The sequence below is a fragment of the Microbulbifer thermotolerans genome (assembly GCF_001617625.1).
Lineage (GTDB): Bacteria > Pseudomonadota > Gammaproteobacteria > Pseudomonadales > Cellvibrionaceae > Microbulbifer > Microbulbifer thermotolerans.
On the sequence record NZ_CP014864.1, the window covers coordinates 1,708,901 to 1,728,698 of the forward strand.

Annotated in this window: 14 protein-coding genes; 6 read left to right on the top strand and 8 right to left on the bottom strand. The window is 56.2% G+C overall.

The window, feature by feature from the left end; genetic code table 11:
- Window positions 1-104 precede the first annotated feature (104 nt).
- The 5 genes from A3224_RS07230 (at window position 105) to A3224_RS07250 (ending at window position 5,224) form a co-directional block, all read left to right on the top strand.
- Window positions 105-614, top strand: coding sequence for an Lrp/AsnC ligand binding domain-containing protein (locus tag A3224_RS07230; RefSeq protein ID WP_067152975.1), 510 nt, complete (start codon window positions 105-107; stop codon window positions 612-614).
- Window positions 615-684: 70 nt separating this feature from the next.
- On the top strand, window positions 685-1,602 hold the full coding sequence (locus tag A3224_RS07235) for a DMT family transporter (protein ID WP_067152977.1): 918 nt from the start codon (window positions 685-687) through the stop codon (window positions 1,600-1,602).
- Window positions 1,603-1,636: 34 nt separating this feature from the next.
- Entirely contained in the window at window positions 1,637-2,794 is a 1,158-nt protein-coding gene (locus tag A3224_RS07240) for an acyl-CoA dehydrogenase family protein (RefSeq protein WP_067152979.1), read from the top strand.
- A 534-nt stretch (window positions 2,795-3,328) separates the two neighbouring features.
- Window positions 3,329-4,528, top strand: a complete 1,200-nt coding sequence (locus A3224_RS07245; RefSeq protein WP_175487804.1) for an OmpP1/FadL family transporter — start codon at window positions 3,329-3,331, stop codon at window positions 4,526-4,528.
- Window positions 4,529-4,765: 237 nt separating this feature from the next.
- The gene (locus A3224_RS07250; protein ID WP_067157641.1) at window positions 4,766-5,224 is read left to right on the top strand and encodes an OsmC family protein; all 459 of its coding nucleotides are present in this window, start codon (window positions 4,766-4,768) and stop codon (window positions 5,222-5,224) included.
- A gap of 100 nt (window positions 5,225-5,324) precedes the next feature.
- On the opposite strand, the gene A3224_RS07255 is transcribed toward A3224_RS07250, so the two are convergent.
- The 3 genes from A3224_RS07255 to A3224_RS07265 all read right to left on the bottom strand — a co-directional run bounded on the left by A3224_RS07255 (window position 5,325) and on the right by A3224_RS07265 (window position 10,677).
- Complete coding sequence (locus tag A3224_RS07255) at window positions 5,325-7,265, bottom strand: tetratricopeptide repeat protein (RefSeq protein ID WP_231902491.1); 1,941 nt, start codon at window positions 7,263-7,265, stop codon at window positions 5,325-5,327.
- 552 nt (window positions 7,266-7,817) lie between these two features.
- Complete coding sequence (locus A3224_RS07260) at window positions 7,818-9,434, bottom strand: arylsulfatase (RefSeq protein ID WP_067152985.1); 1,617 nt, start codon at window positions 9,432-9,434, stop codon at window positions 7,818-7,820.
- Window positions 9,435-9,600: 166 nt separating this feature from the next.
- Window positions 9,601-10,677, bottom strand: a complete 1,077-nt coding sequence (locus A3224_RS07265; protein WP_067152987.1) for an HAD family hydrolase — start codon at window positions 10,675-10,677, stop codon at window positions 9,601-9,603.
- A gap of 812 nt (window positions 10,678-11,489) precedes the next feature.
- On the opposite strand from A3224_RS07265, the gene A3224_RS07270 reads away from it, so the two are divergent.
- Entirely contained in the window at window positions 11,490-13,169 is a 1,680-nt protein-coding gene (locus A3224_RS07270; protein ID WP_067152989.1) for an NAD-dependent malic enzyme, read from the top strand.
- 45 nt (window positions 13,170-13,214) lie between these two features.
- Here the strand turns inward: A3224_RS07270 and A3224_RS07275 are convergent, their stop codons facing one another.
- The 5 genes from A3224_RS07275 to A3224_RS07295 form a co-directional block, all read right to left on the bottom strand.
- Window positions 13,215-14,519: an MgtC/SapB family protein gene (locus tag A3224_RS07275; RefSeq protein WP_082817434.1), complete on the bottom strand. Its 1,305-nt coding sequence runs from the start codon at window positions 14,517-14,519 to the stop codon at window positions 13,215-13,217.
- 183 nt (window positions 14,520-14,702) lie between these two features.
- A complete protein-coding gene (locus A3224_RS07280; protein WP_067152991.1) occupies window positions 14,703-16,049 on the bottom strand; it encodes a patatin-like phospholipase family protein in 1,347 nt (448 codons plus the stop codon).
- Between the two features lie 414 nt (window positions 16,050-16,463).
- Window positions 16,464-17,042 carry a DUF4202 family protein gene (locus A3224_RS07285; protein ID WP_139223271.1) on the bottom strand — a complete coding sequence of 193 codons (579 nt, stop codon included), beginning with the start codon at window positions 17,040-17,042 and terminating at the stop codon, window positions 16,464-16,466.
- A complete protein-coding gene (locus A3224_RS07290; RefSeq protein ID WP_082817436.1) occupies window positions 17,035-18,348 on the bottom strand; it encodes an NTP transferase domain-containing protein in 1,314 nt (437 codons plus the stop codon). Before A3224_RS07290 ends, A3224_RS07285 begins: the two co-directional genes overlap by 8 nt.
- Entirely contained in the window at window positions 18,296-19,453 is a 1,158-nt protein-coding gene (locus A3224_RS07295) for an inositol-3-phosphate synthase (RefSeq protein ID WP_067152997.1), read from the bottom strand. Before A3224_RS07295 ends, A3224_RS07290 begins: the two co-directional genes overlap by 53 nt.
- Window positions 19,454-19,798: the final 345 nt, after the last annotated feature.

The window sequence follows — 19,798 nt, forward strand, 5'->3', positions numbered from 1 at the left end:
AAACCAGATTATGTGCGAAACTCCTCAGAATTAATCGCCATTTTGCCGCTAGTTGTGGTTAAATATAGCGCCGAATTGGCTTGTTGCTAGTAGGGTATGTTGCTATGTCTCGAAAGTTGGAAGATCTGGACCGTATCGACCGGCAGATACTGCGCATCCTCCAGCGCCATGGGCGCCTGCCGAACGTAGAGTTGGCGCGCCGGGTGAATCTGAGTCCCACCCCCTGTCTTGAGCGGGTCAAACGCCTGGAGCGCGAGGGGTTTATCCGCGACTATGTGGCCTTGCTGGACCCGCTGAAGGTGCACGCCGGCTTGGTGGTCTATATCCAGGTGACGCTGACCGATACTGCCACTGAAGCCCTGGAGGCCTTCAACGAGCATGTGTCCAACCTGGAAGAGGTGCAGGAATGCCATATGGTCGCCGGGGGATTCGATTACCTGGTGAAAATTCGTATTAAGGATATGCTCGGCTACCGCCGCTTCCTCGGCGAAAAGCTGGCCTCCATTCCCGGTGTGCGCGAAACCCACACCTATGTGGTGATCGAAGAGGTCAAGACGGATACCGCTGTTGCGGTGCCGGACCCCGAACCCAAGGCTAAGGGCAGCAAGCGCTGAGCCCACTGCCGCTGGCAGTACACGGACGCTCTCCAACGCGTACCGGCTAGCCGAGCTGAAGTAACTGCCCATGACTGATACCCCGGTCTACCGCAGCCGCCGCGCCTACCTGATGGCGCTGGCGGCGGTTCTCTGCTGGTCCACTGTTGCCAGCGCCTTCAAATTATCTCTGCGCTATGTGTCGCCTCTACAGTTGGTGACCATTGCCGCACTGACGTCCACTTTTTTGATGGCGGCAGTGGTTAGCTGGCGGCACAAGTGGGGTCAGGTGCCCGGCGCTTGGCGGCGGAACCGGCGTTGGTACCTCGCTCTGGGGTTTTGTAACCCTTTCCTTTATTACTTGGTGCTGTTCAATGCCTACGACTTATTGCCCGCCCAACAGGCGCAGCCGCTCAACTATACCTGGGGCATTCTGTTAGCCCTGCTTTCGGTGCCGGTGTTGAAACAGCAGCTGCGACGTCGCGATCTGCTGGCCGCGCTGGTGTGCTATAGCGGTGTCCTGGTTATCACTTCCCGCGGCGACCTGCTGGGCATGCACTTCGATCAGCCCCTGGGAGTGGCGCTGGCCCTGTTTAGCACACTGATCTGGTGTTGCTACTGGCTGCTGAATACCCGTATCGGCGGCAGTGCGGAGATCAATCTGCTGCTCAGCTTTCTGTGTGGATTGCCGTGGCTGGCGGCCGCCCTGGCAGTGCAGGGCAGCTGGCAGTGGCCGCCGTTGGCGGGTTGGTTCGGCGCCCTTTATGTGGGGTTGTTTGAAATGGGGATTGCCTTTCTGTTGTGGCAGGGGGCAATGACGCTCTGCACCGATACGGCGCGCATCAGTAACTTGATTTATCTGTCGCCGCCGCTTTCGTTGCTATTCATTGCGCTTTTGGTCGGGGAACGGATTCATATGGCAACCATTGTCGGTCTGTTTTTGATTATGCTCGGCGTAGCAATTCAGCAGGGCATGTTGCGCCGGCTGATCGACAAACTACATTTCTGAAATCAGTAGGCAACTAAGAATAAGTAGGTACTGTATGGATTTCGCACTTACCGATGAACAGCTGATGATCCAGGAGGCGGCGCGCCAGTTTGCTGAAAGCGAACTAAAGCCCGTCGCCGCCGAGTTGGACAAGACTGGCAATCGCCAGCTCCTGCTGGAAAAGCTCAAGCAACTGGCGGAGCTCGGTTTTATGGGGATCAACATCGACCCGGAATACGGTGGTACTGGTGCCGGCACCGTCGCTTTCAGTCTCGCTATTACCGAATTGGCCCGGGGATGCGCTTCTACCGCCACTACTACTTCCGTTACCAATATGGTGGCGGAAGTCATCCAGGCACAGGGTAATGAAGCACAGAAAAGCAAATACCTGCCGAAAATCTGCAGCGGCGAATACGCTGCAGGCTCTTTTTGTTTGACAGAGTCGGGTTCCGGTTCCGATGCCGCCGCCATGCGTACCCGGGCGGTCAGAGACGGTGATCACTATGTGCTGAATGGCAGCAAGTTGTTTATCAGTAGTGCCGAGTATGCCGGTGTGTTTGTGGTTTGGGCCGTGACCGACCCTGAAGCGCCCAAAGGCAAGGGGATCTCCTGCTTTCTGGTGGAGGCGGGCACGCCGGGACTGGTGATCGGCAAGGCGGAAGAAAAAATGGGGCAGAAGGCATCCGTCACCAACGAGGTGGTGTTTGAGGAATGCCGCATTCCGGCCGCAAACCTGCTCGGGGAGGAAAACCGCGGCTTTCGTATCGCGGCGGGAGAGCTGGCTGGGGGGCGGATAGGCATAGGCTCGCTGGCACTGGGCATAGGGCTGGAAGCGCTGGATTGCGCCCGCAACTATATCCAGGAGCGCGAGCAATTTGGCAAGAAGCTAGCGCAGTTCCAGGGACTGCAGTGGCAGCTGGCAGACAAGTACACAGAAATGGAAGCGGCGCGCCTGTTGCTGATGCAGGCGGCGTGGCAGAAGGATGCCGGCATGGACTTTGGTCCGCGGGCATCCATGGCAAAACTCTATGCCTCTGAGAAAGCCAATGAGGCCTGTTACGTAGCTCTGCAAATGCACGGTGGGGTTGGTTATACACGAGAATTTCCCCTGGAGCGCATGTCCCGCGATGTGCGTATCACTACTATCTATGAAGGCACCAGTGAGATACAGCGGCTGATTATTGCGCGGCACTTGCTGGAAGGGGTGCGCTGACCGCGCGCCCTTTGGGGCTTTCCCCTATGCTCGCGGGGCATAGCAGAGAGCGCGGCGGGTCTCTTTCCGCCGTGCTCACTTTTGAAAATTGTCAGTTAAAAGATCCGCATAGCGCCCATCCTCCGTTTTACCCTGAAAATCTTTTCTATGCTTGATGGCATTGCGCTTTTCCATTGGAAGAGAGGTGGGCGCCGGGGTGCCCCTGGCTACTTCACTTTTTGACGGTAAAGAATCTTAAGGTGCTCAGACAAAGGGATGAGCATTTCAAAACCACACGAGAACATCCTTGCAGCTCCCGTCCCTGTATTCGACGGTTTCAAAATGCCAAGCCTATCATCCGGGCTATTCATTGGGCCTCAACGTATTTTTACCGTCGCAAGTCGGTTGAATCAGTGGTTCTTTAGCACTTATATGCACAGTTGGATATAGAGGGGTCAGGAGATGTCTTTTGGGGGCTTTTGTTTTAGCGCAAATGTATCCGCTGTTGCCGTAATTCTATCGCTGTTTTCCCTTCCCGCTGCAGCGGGCGGTTTGATGCTGTGGGAGATAGGCACGCCCACACTCGGCACCGCCAGTGCCGGTTGGGCCGCTACGCCAGAGGATGCCGCCACTGCCTTCACCAACCCCGCAGGGACCGTCTGGCGCGAGCATACCGAAGTGCGCGCGGCGGGGCAGGCACTGTACGGCGATATCGGCTTTTCCAACGGCGGCTTGACGAATGTTCCCGGCAATGACGGCGGCAACCCCATCCAATGGTTTCCCGGTGGCGGCGGTTATGCGGCGGGCCGGCTATCGGACAAGTTTGGCTGGGGGGTGGCACTGGCTGGAAACTTTGGCTTGGGGTTGGATTATGATGAAGACTGGGCTGGGAGACGCTTTGCACAGGAGGTGGATCTGATCGGCTTGAGCCTGATTCCTTCCCTGAGCTGGAAGGTTCACCCCTGTCTGTCAGTTGGCGCGGGCTTGAACATCATGGGTGTCTATTTCAAATACCTGTCTGCTCCCCGGGCAGGGCTGATCCCTGAGGATGCCAAGCTCAAGTACCGCGATGTCGAAATCAGTTATGGCGGTAATCTGGGTATTATGTACCGGCCGGTTCCGGGAACAACACTGGGATTGAGTTACACCTCTGAAGTCGAAGTAGATTTTACAGACCGGCTAACGCTAGATAACTTCGGCCCTTTTTTTCAGCCACTTGCCGAGCGGTTTAATGGCGCAAAAACTGAAATCGATATCACGATACCCGCCACCGCAACAGTGAGTCTGCAGCAGAAATTGACTGCTTCGACAACACTTTATTCAAATCTTGCCTGGCAGGGATGGACCGAATATGCGGGTGTAACTTTGGCGATAGATAGTCCGGAACAGATTACCATTCGAGTGAATCGCGGTTACAGGGATACGGGTCACTTTGCGCTAGGGATTCGCCACGCTATCGCAAGCGGCTATTTAAAAGGTTGGTCCATGTCCACAGGGTTTGCCTATGACAGCTCCATGAGCACTAAGGCCCAGGTGACAGCGGATACACCCACGTGGAAAGCCTGGCGTTTTGGGGTAGGGGCGGGCAAAGAGGTTTGCCCCGGTATTCACCTGGATGTCGGCTACACCTTGGTATGGTCTGGCGATATTGATATTGACCAGATTGGCAGGGAACCGTTTAGCCCGCGCCTGGAGGGCAGCTACAAGAATACGGCGTTACATTTTTTGGGTGCCTCGGTGCAGTTCCAGTTTTAGGCCGCGTGACACACTGCGGGCTTTGTGGTAATTAGGTGCTCACCCCGATTGATGCCTGCGTCCTGATCAAGGGCGCTAATCGCTTGAAGCCAAGGCTGGATACTTTCGCTTGCTGCCGGAAAGCCTTGATATATGTGGTTATTCGGCCACATTGCAGAATTTTTGCAGCTGGGCACGACTGCAATAGACTTCCCTGACAACAGCGAATTCCCAGCCACAATATTGAGGAATGCATTTATGTCCCGCCCACCGAAAACCGTAGTTACCGTAGAGGAAACTCTGGAGGGGAAGTTCGTCAATAAAATATGCTCCGGTTCACACCACTTGGTGGCGGATGAGCCGAAAAAATACGGGGGCGATGACAAAGGACCGGGGCCCTATGAGTATGTATTGATGGGGCTTGGTGCTTGTACATCGATGACGATTCGCATGTACGCGGACCGCAAAGGAATACCGTTGGAAAGAGTTCAGGTAACACTCTCTCACCGAAAAATATATGCGGATGATTGTGAGGACTGCGAGTCGAAAATGGGTAAGATTGATGAAATTGTGCGAGAGATAACATTGATCGGGGAGCTGAGCGAAGCACAGCGGCAGCGACTGTTGGAAATCGCCGATCACTGTCCGGTACACCGCACACTGACATCCGAAATTGTGGTGAGAAGCCGTATTGTCGACAAGGATACGCCAGAGTAAAACGGCTTCAGGTGTACTTATCCTGCGAATCTCCGACAGATTCCTTCGATGGTGGCAAATATACTTCGAGGTCCGAGCGCCCGAAAGTCCAAAAGGGGGCTTAGTTGAGTTGCTCCTGATACTGCTCCGCCAGACTTAAGTTTCCCTGGGAGCGCAGCAGGGCCACCAGTCCGCTGAGAATTTCCCGGTTTCCGGGGAATCGTTTCAACCCCTGTTCCAGCACAGCAATGGCCTGCTGCGGATTGCCACTGTCATTCAGGGCGATTGCATAGACATAGATATAACGCGGGCTACCGGGCTGCCCTTCGGCGGCCCGGCGCAAGTGAGGCAGGGCGTCTGACAGGCGCTTTTGGCGCACCAGGGAAAGCCCCAATGCATGCTCAACTGGCGACCGGGCTCTGACCTTGTCCAGTGCCTGTCGCAGCAATATCTCCGCTTCCCGCTCCCGTCCTTCGGTGCGGTATACATCGGCCAGGTTGACATAAGCCGGAGTATAGAAGGGGGCGACAGTCAGGGCGCGTCGATAGAAAGCCTCTGCCTGTTTGCGATTGCCGCGTTGTGCGTGCAGTGCAGCGAGATTGGAGAGGGATTCGGGGCGGTCGGCATTAAATGTTTCTGACTCCAGATAGTCTTTCATGGCCCGGTTAAATTGATTTTGTACTGCCGGCGGGTAATCGCGCGTGACCAGGCCGGATAGGCTGTTGGCCGCCATTGCGGCAATTACCCGGTGGTCGCTATAGAGCAGTGGAATGGCCAGTGAGGGGCGCAACTGCGGCGATACCGATTCCAGCGATTGTGCGATTCCCAGATTCAAGAGAGGCTCATCACTCTGGGCAATGGTTTGCAGCAGTTGCAGAGAGGCCGGTGACAGGTAGCGGGTCAGCAGACTGGTGGCAGTAGCGCGGGCGATGGCCGGCTGGCTGGTGTCCAGGATTAACGCCACCAGCTGATCCTCAGCACCCGGCAAGCCGTGACGCCCCGCGTAAATTGCCTCACCGAAGTGCCGCTCTTTGGGAGAGCCAAAGTGTTCTTTCAATACTTCCGCAGCCCAGGCGACAGGCATATCTCGGTGGCATCCGCTGCAGGCATTGGGGGTGCCGAGCTTGTCGGATAAGTCTGGACGCGGTTTCCGAAAACTGTGATCCCGGCGTGCATCCACCTGCATGTAGGTCTTTGCCGGCATATGGCAGTTGACACACTGGGCTCCGGTACTTCCGGCGGGGTGGAAATGGTGTTCTGACGTATCAAATTTTGCCGGTAGATGGCACTGGGTGCAGACACCGTTGCCTTCCGCGTTCAGGCGCAGGCTGTGGGGGTTGTGACAGTTGCTGCAAGTTACCCCGGCGGCATACATCCTGCTCTGCAAAAAGGAGCCGTAGACGAAAACTTCGCCGTTGATTTGTCCATCTGCGTGATAGAGATCTTCTTGCAGCAGAGCGGGATTGAAATGGTCCAAAAATGGATCGCCTGCCTGTGCGCCTGGAAAGCTGGCGGCACGGCGTGCGTGACACTGGGCGCAGGTCTCGATTTCTCGCTGTGTTTCCACGGGTTCTTTGAGGGTGGCGATGCCGCTCTCCGTATCCATGGCCCAGACTGCTTGTCGGCGTTTGCTATAGGAAACCGATAAGCCTTTGTTGCCGAGCGATAAATCGGGATTCTGCGCCCAGTTCAGGTGTCGGGAGCCGGGACCGTGGCAGGCTTCGCAGCCGACATGGATTTCGGCCCATTCGGTGTTGTACTTCTGGGTTGCCAGGCTAAAGTTTTTCTGCAGACCGGTGGAGTGGCAATCGGCGCACATAAAATTCCAGTTGTAGTTGATGCCGCTCCAGTGGAGTTCGTCGCCGTAGGCTATGGGTTCATCGGGGTGGAGGTGAAACCAGCGCTGGCCGCCTTCGGATTTTTCGCGGCTGTCCCAGGCAATGCTGAATGCTTGCAGTTTTCCGTCGGGAAATTCGATTAAATACTGCTGCAAGGGATGGACGCCAAAGGTGTAGGCGATACGGTAATCGCGTGGGGCACCGTCTGGTCCATGAGTGCGCACAAAATACGCGTCATTTTCCCTATAAAACGTAGACACTTGTCCGTAATGTGTGTACTCGGAATGATCGAAATTTGCGAGGACTCTATGCTCGTCGGCCTTCTGCATGGATAACCTGTGATGCGATCGATTCCATTGCTGGAATTGCTGCTGGTGGCAGCCGGCACATTTGGAAGAGCCGACAAAGCGCAGCTTTTGGGATGTTGCATCGGAGGTACCCTGCACGCTTTGGGTTGCTGACTTTCTGACCTGCTGGTCCGGGTCAGAATTTGCATTGCGATCGCATCCGACGAAAACCAAAGCTGTCAATAGCAGTGGTAACAGCTGACCGGGTATAGCGGTAGGGCTACCCTTGAGCGATAGAGCGCTGTAGATACGGTGTAATAAAATATTTATGTTGTAAATGTTTGTATTCAAGCTTCCGCTCTATCGGTGACACTAGGGCACCTCTGATTTGTTCGCATAAGCGACTCAAAATCAAATCCTGCTTTAAGGCAGATAAATCAAAGGTACCCTAGAGATGTCATAGTCACAGTGCTTTCCTGTCTGTCGGCGCTATTGGCCAGTTCGACTGGAAATAGCTTTTTCGATCTGCCGCTTGACACTGGTGAGATTAAAGCTTGCGCCGGGTTGCATGGGGGGGAATTCAACGGCGGTCTTAGCCAGCTTTTCAACCTGCTGCTGGACAAAGACAAAACGCCAGAATTCGTAGGCCCACCAATTCGCGGCAAAAAGGGATTCATTGAGTCCCATCTTTTCAAACGGGTCGAGGCGCAAGTTCACAATACCCGGCCAGTCCATTGGAACTTTGGGGCCAAACCAGCCTTGAGGTTGGTTTAGAAAGGTGTATTTGTAATCCCCTATACGGACCGCTGCCAGACTGGACTCTGTGAAATACCAGATTTCATTGCGAGCGGACTTGCTGCCCTTGGTGAGCATATCCATTTGATTGTATCCGTCCAGATGGACCTTGTATTTCTTGCCGTTGAGCGTTTTTCCCTTTTTGAGATCTTCGATGATATCTCCATCGTATCCCGCCGCGGCAACGAAGGTGGGAAACCAGTCAAGCCCGGACATGATTTCATTGTTCACTTGGTTGGGCTTAATTTTGCCCGGCCAGCGGGCGATGCAGGGAACGCGAAAGCCGCCCTCCGTTGCCATACCTTTCCAGCCTTTGAATGGTGTGGTTCCGCCATCGGGCCAAGTAAAGCCTTCTGCGCCGTTGTCTGTGGTGACAACGATGATGGTATTGTCGGCGACACCCATTTGCTCTAGTTGCTTCATCACACTGCCGACGATATCGTCGAACTGTGCCATACCAGCTTCCTGCAGGCTCCAATTATTTTCTGGGGTTCGCAAGGCTTTATATTTGGGGGAAAGATGTGTTATCACATGCATTCGTGTGGGATTGAGCCATACGAAGAAAGGCTTATTCTCCTTCTGGGCCTTGTTCATAAAGTTAAAGGTGTATTGCAGGATAACTTCGTCAAAAGTTTCCATGTTGTACTCTATGCCTTCCATAGGGTGCGGCGGAAGGGGGCCCTTATCGATGATTTTTTGCCGTCCCACTTTGCCCCAGCGCGGGTCTTCGGTGTCGTCATACTTATCGGTGGCAAAGGTGTGCAAAACGTTGCGCGGTCCAACGGTATTTAACAGGTCTTTCGGATAATTGGGGTGAAAAGGGTCTTCCATGGCGTCCAGGTGGTAAAGATATCCGAAAAATTCGTCGAAACCGTGGACCGTGGGAAGGAACTCATTTCTGTCACCGAGGTGATTTTTGCCAAACTGGCCCGTTGCGTATCCTAGTTCTTTCAGCGCGGTGGCAAGGGTCGGCGCGCGGGCGGGCAGTCCGATTTTGGCGCCAGCCTGGCCCACGGTAGTCATGCCGGTGCGAATGGGCAGCTGACCCGTGATAAAGTTTGCTCGCCCCGCCGTGCAGCTCGCCTCGGCATAGTAATCCGTGAACAAAACACCTTCGTTGGCGAGTTGATCGATATTCGGTGTGCGTCCCGCCATCAAGCCTCGGTGGTAGGCACTGATATTCCACATGCCGATATCGTCGCCCATGATAAATACAATATTGGGCTTCGACTGGGCGGTTAGAATTCCAGGCGCAGCGATCAGTATCAGTAGGCTGAGTAACAGAACCGTTTGCGATCTCTTCCTATTCATGGCTGCCTCGGGGTGATGGTTTGGCGGTGCATTTGCTGTGCTGAGAATTCATGTATTTGGGGTTCCGGGAGATATGCTGGGACCGGAAGTCCGGTTGGTGAACTGGATATTTCGAGACTGTGCGATTTGGGGTTGTGCCCGAAAATTTTCCACATCATCATCTCTATTACTCATTGGTGCTAAATGTTTTAGCGCCCGTATTTTGAGTGCCAAGCTGTTCGGCGGAATCAAAGGAAAATATCCGTTTCCAATCTCTTTTCATGCTGATCACAATCCAGTTTCTTTTTTTCGCCGTTTTATACAATGATTCGGAAAAAGCGCCGACTTTGGTGTCAGGCAGGCCTTCTGCGGGTCCGTAGGCGTATTCGCGTTTGGCGTCATCGTGGAGCACCAGCATCTTCAGACTTGATTTACTTCCTGCATCGGTCCACTCCAACATCTGGCGGTCACCGTCGGAATTGCCTATGGCGACGACAGGGCGCTTGCCGATAAAACGGTTAATGGCAACGGGTTTCCCGGCTTTGTCGCTGATAAAATCGATTTTAGCCTGCCGCATCAGAACCGGCTTTCCCTGCTGCAATTCGTACTTGATCTCTATGCTTGAGCCGATGACCTGTTCTGGGGGGATACCGTAAACTGCTTGTGTCATTGGTCTCATGAATTCAATGCCACCCCCGGAAACGATATACGTTTTGAAACCATTGTGACGCAGATATTTGAGCAGCTCGATCATCGGTTGGTAGGCCAGTTGAGTGTAGCGCTTTTTGAAGTGGGGATGCTGCGCGGTTTTAAACCATTCTGTGACAATGGCTTCGAATTCGGCAGTGCTCATTCCCGCGTGGGAGGCCATTACGAGTTGTGCGACACCTTCCTCGCCCGAACTCGCCAGAGTGTCCATATCATTTTCCAGGACCGCTTTGAAAGGTTGTTTTGTCTTCCATTCCGGGTGTTGCGGCGCCATTGCCTTTATACGCTCTATGGCAAACGCGAGCTGGGTATACATGGGATGGGATGGCCAGAGAGTGCCGTCATTATCAAAAGTGGCAATGCGATGCTCCTGCGGGATAAAGTCTGGGCTGGATTGGTTGGTTGTCCGGTTCACGAAGGCGGTGATGGCCTGTTTTGTCGGGCCTTCGTTCCATGAGGGGAGGGGATCTGCTGCTGCAAGAAGCGTATTGCTTAATATGAGTGTTGTGGATGCCATTAAAAGGCTGAGTAAAACTGAGTGGCGGTAAGCTCTCATGGGTTGTTCACCACTGTTGGGTCAAGAAGCGCTCTGTGCTTTTCAGATAAGTACACCGCATTCGCATCCGCAACATTGCGCGATCCCGCCTCGGCAATGTGGTTTTGGGCCTTGCGAAACCATTCGCTATTGGGATAGGCGCTTGCGGGCACATTTTGTGCTTTTCCACCCATCACCGGAGGCTTTCATAGGGACCCAATATGTCACTACAGCCAGAAAGCGAATTCAGCAGAAGTTTCTTAAACAATAGGTCATTCTGTTTGTGCTATTAAAAAGGGGCGCGTCTTCTTACCTTTCAGCGGGTGCCGGGGCACAGTATTCTGCGGTCGTGGGTATATCATCGTGATTCAGCCCGCCAAACTGCGGTCATTAAGGATCTGTTGTTGGATAAATTGGAGATATGACTCAAAAGTGCGCTATGGGTCACGGGCAGAGGAAAAGTCCATAGAACAGTCGCGGCACAATAGAATCGTTTGTTGCCTTCTACGGACCTGTTAGGGAACCTCTGATTAATTCGCGTGGACACTATGGTAGCTTCCGGGGCGCTCAGGCAATAGGACGGACATTTCGAAAACGTACGAGTACTTCCCTGTAGCTCCGACGGATACATCCCTGTATCCGACGGTTTCGAAATGCCCGTCCTATCACCTGAGCTTCACATCCGCCCCCGAAGCGCCTCTGCCACCAGAAAGTGACTTAATCGGAGGTTTCTTAGATGAACTCTGTTTGGGTCTTGTGATCCCCGGGAGCAGTCGCTAGTCTTCCCGCTTTGCTGCAGTGGCAGCCCAAATGCACAAGATGTAAGCAGGTTTATGAGCACCAAAGATAAACGCCCCCTCTATATCCCGCACGCCGGACCTTCTCTGTTGGAAATGCCGCTACTCAACAAGGGCAGTGCCTTTACGTTGAAGGAGCGGATTGAATTCAACCTCATCGGCCTGCTGCCGAATAATGTGGAATCTATCGAGGAGCAGGCCCGCCGGGCCTACCGTCAATACCAGCAGTGCAAGACGGATCTGGATCGCCATGTTTATCTGCGCGCTATCCAGGATGATAACGAGACACTGTTTTTCCATTTGATCGAGCAGCATATCGAAGAGATGCTGCCGATTATTTATACGCCGACGGTGGGTGCCGCTTGTGAGGAATTTTCCAATATTTATCGCAATCACCGTGGGCTTTTCGTTTCCTACCCCGATCGTGAACATATGGACGACATACTCCGCAGCGCGACCAAGGAGAATGTCAAAGTGATCGTGGTGACTGATGGCGAGCGCATTCTCGGTCTGGGAGACCAGGGGATCGGCGGCATGGGTATCCCCATTGGCAAGCTGTCCCTGTACACCGCCTGTGGTGGCATCAGCCCGGCCTATACATTGCCGGTGATGCTGGATGTGGGCACCAATAATCGCGCGCTGTTGGACGATCCCATGTATATGGGGTGGCGGCACGAGCGCATCTCTCAGGAGGAGTACGACGAGTTTGTGGGCGAGTTTATCGCCGCGGTCAAGCGCCGTTGGCCGCGGGTATTGGTGCAGTTCGAGGATTTCGCCCAGGCCAATGCGATGCCGTTGTTACAGCGCTACCGAGATGAGCTGTGCTGCTTCAACGATGATATTCAGGGCACCGCCGCCGTGAGTCTGGGAACCATACTCGCGGCCTGTAAAGCGAAAAAGGAAAGTCTTGCCGAGCAGCGCGTTGTGGTGGTGGGAGCCGGGTCCGCCGGCTGTGGTATCGCTGAGCAGATAGTTACCGCCATGGTGGATGAGGGGCTGAGTGAAGAGCAGGCCAGAAGCCACATCTATATGTTTGACCGTTACGGTCTGGTTACCAAAGACATGAAGGGGCTGCATGATTTTCAGGCCCGGCTGGCCCAGGACCCCGCCAAACTGGAAGGCTCGACTGAGTGGGAGCTGACCGATCTGATTGCGCAGGTAAAGCCCACCGTTCTCATCGGCGTGTCGGGGCAGGGTGGACTGTTTACCCGCGAGGTGATCGAGCGCTTGCACGAGGGCTGCGCGCGGCCCCTGGTGCTGCCCCTCTCAAACCCCACTTCCCGTGCCGAAGCCAGGCCTCAGGATATCTTCAACTGGACTCAGGGCCGGGCAATGGTGGCCACCGGAAGTCCTTTTGAGCCTGTGGAACTGGACGGGCAGTGCCATGTGGTTGCACAGTGCAACAACGTCTATATCTTCCCTGGGATCGGTCTCGGCGTGATCGCCGCCGGTGCCCGCCGGGTGACCGATAATATGCTGATGGCGGCTTCCAATGCGTTGGCGGAGCAATCGCCAGTAGTGAAAAAAGGGGAGGGGGCACTGTTGCCGCCACTTTCGGAAATCCGCGACTTGAGCCGCAGCATCGCCTTTGCGGTGGCTAAGCAGGCCCAGGAAGATGGTGTGGCTCCAGTGGTGGACGATGAGCGACTTTTGCGCGCTATCGAACGCAATTTCTGGACCCCCTGTTATCGGCACTACCGCCGCCGCTCCTTCTAAAGCCTTCTGATCATTGGCGTGAGCGCTGCCGTTGCGTCGGCGCGCTCAGGGCCAGAGCAGAATCACTGCCAGTCCGGAAACAAATGGCGCGGCAAAAAGCAGTAGCAGTCGGCGGAACAGTAACTGGCCACCAAGCACACCCGCTGCTGCGGCTTTTAATGCCAGATTGGCCAGCAGGGCGATAACCATGGCACGCCATGCGGTGGAAGGGGAAAGCGTGCCGCGCTCGGCGAGATTGGCACTGGAAAGCGTAATGGCGTCCACATCGGTAAAACCAGAGATCAGGGCGACTACGTAAATCCCCCGGTCGCCGAAATAATCGCGGGCGGCTGCGATGGCCAGCAGAATGACGGCAAAGAGTGCGGCGAACAGCAGCGCCGGCACCAATTCCGCGGGGTTGCTCTGTTCTGGCATTTCACTATTGCGGTGTTCCGCGAAGCGGTAAGCCACCGAGCAGGTGGTGACATTGACCGCCAGTAAAAATACCAGCGGTGGCAGCAGCCTGGACATCATGTGTGGGCTTACCACGGCAATTTCGACAAACATGCGGATAAACATGCTGGTAGAGGCGATCAGTATCACCAGTGCCACCATGTTCACCACCCCCTTTTCGGTCTTTGCGCGGCGCGCGTAGCTGACTGTGGTGGCAGTAGAGGAGATCAGGCCACCGATCAAGCCGCTCAGCAGAGTGCCGGCGCGTGCGCCCACGAGCTTGTAGGCGCCGTAACCCCCAAGACCAATGCCGACAATCAAGACCACTAAAAGCCAGATTTTAAAAGGGTTGAGCACGTCATAGGGACCGAAGGTACGGTTGGGCAGTACCGGCAGAATGATCATTGAGATCAGCGCAAACTGCATGATGGCATGCAGGTCCTGTTCCGGTAGCTTGTGGGCGAACCGGTGCATGCTGGGCTTCAAGTGCAACAGCACGGCGGTGGTGCCGCCGAGGACAACAGCCACCGACAAATCGCCGAGAATCAGAAAAGCGCCCAGCAGGTACATCAGCAGGGCGGACACTTCTGTGGTGATACCACTGCTTTCCTGCTCGCCGCGAATCCGCTCCAGATTGCCGAGTACGATCAGTGTCGTCATGCACAGCAGTCCGGTGGGTACCAGCCAGGGAATGTCGTTCAGTGCGCCGATTCTAGCGGCGAGGGCGCCGAAAATACCGATCAGCGGGTAGGTGCGAATCCCGCCAAGGCGGTCTTTCGTCCTTTCCTGCTGCAGTCCTATTAACAGGCCCAGTCCCAGCGCAATGGCAAAGGCGATGACACTTTCCGAGTCGATAAATGCTTTTAGCGATTCAGGTATTGCGTCTTTGGTGCTGGCTGGAGGTGGGGGTTGCTGCATCGCTACTCCGGTGGCCTCTCAAAGATGCCATTGCATGATTTTAGAGAACCTCTGATTGAAGTGTGCGAATGCGCGACAGGAGACTGCTTTTCGAGGTAAGTGTCGGGTTGCTGTGAGGTGCGGGGCAATATTCCGGGCACAACAGCACCGCGCGCGGGGCGCGGCGCTGCCAGAGAAAGCGGATTACTGCTCCTGCTTCTCCACTTCGGGTTCGACCACTGTGGGCAGGGGTGCCTCTGTCATGCGGATTTGCAGGTACTTATCCCAGCTGAAACCCTGGTTGGGGTCGGCCGGGTCCTTGCGCAGAAAGTCGATGGCTGCGCGGGCGCCGCACACGAACAGGTGCTCCAAGTGTGATTGTGGCATGGAGAAATCCAGCCAGTGCGGGCGCTCACCGTTCGCCAGTCTGGTGATTGCGATTTCTTTAACCAGCTGGTTGTACTCCGCGTTCACACTGGCGCGGAAGTGGTTGTCGAGCATGTTCCGGCAAGTGTTGATCAGCCCCATGGTGAAACGGCCGATTTTGTTGCTAGTCGGCTGGTACAGATCCAGTTCCAGTTTGACGCCGAAGGTGGGCAGCTTGGGTACGCCGGATTTGATATGGAAAATATCAAAGGGAAAGTTGGAGACCAAGCCGCCATCGACAAACTCCACGCTTTGGGGGAAACCCTTTTTAAAGAAGGTTTTCGGGTTCCTGATCCCCTTGAACTTTTTCCAGTTCTCCGCCACTTCGCTGTGGAGTTCGATATGGGGAATATTGCGCACTCGATGCGGTTCGAAGAAACCGGGTACCGACATGGACGCGCGCACATACTCCGCGGGGTTGACCGCATCGGGATTGGAAAAGTAAAGCTGAGCGATCTCTGGGAATATGGCCCGGGTTTCCGTACGGATATCCGCGGCGACCAGGGCAACGGCGCCATTGCCCACCTGGGTGTCCTTCTTGCCACGGTATTTCAGGGCCGGAAACTGATTAATTCGCGTGTTGAGTTGCGCGGTGGACTCTATGCCCAACTGCTTGAGCTGATCCTGCAGCCACTGCTTAAAGTTGTCGCCGGGATTTAATCCCTTGTGCTTGAGTAGGTATTGCAGGGTGCGGAAGGCATCGATCGGATGCAAGGCGAGGGCGCCGAAGAAACCCTTGCCGGAGAGCAGTCGCTGGACCGTTTTCTTACTGAAATCCCTGCCGTCTTCGAAACTGGAGAAGTCAGTATTGGACAAAATCGTCAACAGTCGCTCGCTCTTGATTTCATTGGGCTTACCGGCTGCGGCGAGGAGCAGAGCGTTGATGGCGCCGGCCGAACTTCCCGCTATTTTGCGAAAGCGGATGCCGGCTTTTTCCAGGACGTAGGTATAGCCGACCAGCGCGATGCCCAGCATACCACCGCCTTCCAGAACCAGGTCGACATATTGATGGCCCTCGTCGTCGCGAACATCGCTGTAGGTATTGCCAATAATGTGGGACTTGGATAGTTCCCATTGCGCATCCGCCTTGGCGATTGCGCTCTCAAACCAATTTGAACTTCCCATATGAATCTCCTTTGCCACCCGGCATTTTTGTTCAGGGAGTATTTGAACCACACATCGATTGCGCCACCGGTCCCGAGGCATTGCGGCTAACGCCAACCAGTGGTGGGAAACGATGAACCTTGGGGGGAATTACAGCACCCGGTCGGATGTCATTGTGCGACTGATGGTCCGATCACAGGCCGCTATCAATGTAGATCATCGGTTCAGAATCCGGACTGGATTTTTGCGCAGCTGGCGCCTGACTTTCCACCGGACAGCGGATTTTAACCCCGAGTGGCTATCGCCTTTTGAGACTGCACACTGGGTGGTGGGTAAGCCTTGTGTTTATCGGAGGCAGCGTAGAGCCAGGCCGAGGTTTGCAGAGCAGTGGGCGATAGTTTTGGACTTCTGGCCATAGCGAAGGCTGGCTCCCGGTCAGCCGCTGTCGAGCCGGTCGAACAGTGCCAGGGCGCGGGTCAGGACAGCCGCCGCTGCCGGGTCTGTCACCGGATGCTGTCGCAGCAGCGCCAGCCCGCGAGGGGAGAGCCGCCGCAAGCCCCAGAGACTGCGGCGCAGGGCCTCCGCTTCCCCCTCCCGGCGCAGATAAAGCGGCAGGTTGGTATCAAAATAGGAGAGGCTGTCCGCGTCCCGGAGCAGGTCCGCATCTTCGTTACCGCCCACCTCATGCAGGCGTACCAGTTGGCAGGAGCGCTCGATGATTGCCCGCTCCACCCCCTGTTCCTCCAGCAGCCGTTCCAGTAGCTGTGCCCCATGGTGGGCGTGGGCCGCTTTGAAGGCATCGTAATCGGCAAAGTCCTGGCGGCGGACCTTGTCGGGGGAGGCTCGGTCGATATCGTGCCCTAGAGCCGCCAGCTGCAGGGCTGGATCCGCGTCCGCCCTGAGCCGCAGCAACCACTCCAGAGTGTTGTCCGCATGGGCCGGATCCTCCTCGGTGGAGGAGCCGGCGATATAGCGGCGAATGGCCGCCATGGCCTGTTGCAGAACCCTATCCACGGCAGACCACCATGCGGCGGATCGCTTCCCCGTTCATGGTTGTGGCGATCACCACCAGGGTGGTGAGGGGCAGGTTGAAGAGGGCCCCCAGGGCGATCACCAGCAGGCGCAGATCCCGCCCCAGGCGGAAGCGACTGCCGCCCTTGTCACGCATGAGGCCGTCGTACTTGTCCGCCGTATAGCTGAGCACCAGAGCCCCGGTGACCGCGAGAAAGCCGATGGGGATGGCAGCCGGAGTACCGATCTGCCAGCAGTGCAGGGCGAGCGCGGTGAGCAGCAGGGCGTCGGAGTAGCGATCCAGTACCGCATCCAACCAGCCGCCGTAGTCGCTCTGCTGGTGTTTGAGCCGGGCGATTTCCCCATCGCAGCCATCCACAATGGACGCCCCCTGGGCCAGAATGCCGCCCAGTAATAGCCCCCAGTAGTGGGGGATCAGCATCAGCGCTGCACCGAGCAGCGAGAGCCCAAAGGAGAACAGACTGATCTGATTGGGCGTCAGCCCGGTGTAGGCCAAGCGTTTAGACAGCCGCGCCGAGAGGGGGCGGTTCAGATAGCGGGAGACGGGGCCGTCCCGCTCCTTGCCCCGAGCCAGCCCCAGCAGGGCCTCTTCCGCCCGGCGGAAAGCGGCGTCATCATCTACATCGATCCAGAAGGCACCGCTCACATCCAGTGTTCGCGCCTGTCCCTGGTCAGCCAGTCTGCGCACGGCACCGCTAAGGGTGCTGTCACCGGCGTCGATGGCCTCCTGGAGCCGGTCGAGAAAACCGGGTGCACAGAGAAACAGGCCGGTGTCAAAGGCGTTGTAGTCCGCCAATCCCTTGCCGATTGCCTGGATGGCTCCGCTGTGGGTATCGACCCGTACTCGGGTGACATCCTCCAGATCCACCAGCGGATTGCACCGGTGGTGGTCGCAGGCCAGCAGGATGCCGCCCTCCGGCAGGGAGGCGCCCAGCAACCGGCGCACCGTATCCGCCTCAAAGAGGTGGTCGGCCATAGTCAGCAGAAAGGGGGCCTGCTGCAGATACGGGCGGGCGCAGAGTAACGAATAGCCGTTCTCCCGGTGTTCCCAATCCGGGTTGTTTACCGTGGTGACCTCGACCTGTAGCCGTTCTCCCAGAGCCCTGACAAAGGTGCTGACCCGCTCGGCCTGGTAGCCGGTCACCACGACAAATCCCGTGACACCGCCCTCCATGGCGGTGCGCATGGTCCTCTCGATCAGGGGAAGACCCAACAGGGATGTGAGGGGTTTGCTGTCAGACCGCTTCAGCCGCCGGCCTTGTCCAGCGGCCAGTATGACGCACTTCATCGAGGTCCACCCTGTTGTCCTGAATAAAGGCTTCTGTCATGCGATAGGCTTCGTCATCCGGGTACTGCTTCATCGGATGCTTGCACAGGTAGGCACTGGGCCCCTCTAGAACTCCGCCGATACCCCGGTCCAGCGCCAGTCGGGCAAGGCGGATGGAGTCGATGGCCACCCCGGCGGAGTTGGGGGAGTCTTCAACGGACAAGCGCATCTCCAGGTTCATGGGTACATCCCCAAAGAGCTTGCCTTCCATGCGCAGGAAGCAGACCTTGTTATCCTTCTGCCAGGGGATGTAATCGCTGGGACCCACATGGATATTGGCTTCGTCCAGCCGCTTGGCGGCAACGGATTGTACTGCTTCGGTTTTGGACTCCTTCTTGGAGGCGAGGCGGTCCTGATTCTTCATGTTGAGGAAGTCCGTATTACCACCGGTATTGAGCTGGTAGGTGCGCTCCAGTTTGACCCCCCGCTTCCTGAACAAGTCGGTCAGGGTGCGGTGGGTGATGGTCGCTCCCAGCTGCGCCTTGATGTCATCACCGATGATGGGCACCTTTTTCTCTGCGAAGCGTTTGGCCCATTGCGGGTCGGAAGCGATGAATACGGGGATGTTGTTGACGAAGGCGACCCCCGCTTCCAGGGCACACTCGGCGTAGAAGCGGCTGGCCTCCTCGGATCCCACCGGCAGGTAGTTCATGAACACCTCGGCGCCGCTCTCCTTGAGCAGAGAGACCACCGTATCCTTGTCCGGCTCCGGCTGGTCCGCCAGTACGAAGGTGTGCTCCTGGGGATGCTGGGCCATGTGGTCGGAATAACCGTCGAGGATTCGGCCCATGCGCACCTTGACGCCAGTGGGCGGAATGTCCTTGCAGAACACCTGGGTGCAGTTGGGCGGGGCAAAGATGGCCGTAGCAACATCCTGCCCGACCTTGCGGGCGTCAATATCCCAGGCGGCGACAATGTCGATGTCACTGACACCGTAGCCACCGATCACCGGGTGCATGAGTCCGGCCGCCTCTTGTGGATCCCGGTTGCGGTAGTAGTGGATACCCTGAATCAGAGAGCTGGCGCAGTTCCCAATGCCGGCAATGGCAACCTTGATTCTTTTCATGCTTCACCTCTGTATTGTTCAGTGTGTTGGTCAACAAGACTGGATTCCCTGTTTTCGCCACGGAGCGGACACGGCCCGGCTGAACACAAAGGAGCAGCGGCCATCGGGACAGTGCGCCGTTGGCAAATGAAGGGACTACAGAAAGTGGAGGCCGTCGAAAAAAGGTCGGCTCCGGAGATCAACTAGGGCGGATTCGTTGCGGGAGTGGAATCCCCGCCAAAGGAAAACGTCATGAAGTGGTTTGGGTGACCAGATGATTTTTCCATACAACCTCCGTAAAGATCATAAAAAATCAAATGGTAAAAAGATGTGCGCGCCTCCTCGGGGCGCGTACAGGGGCGAGAT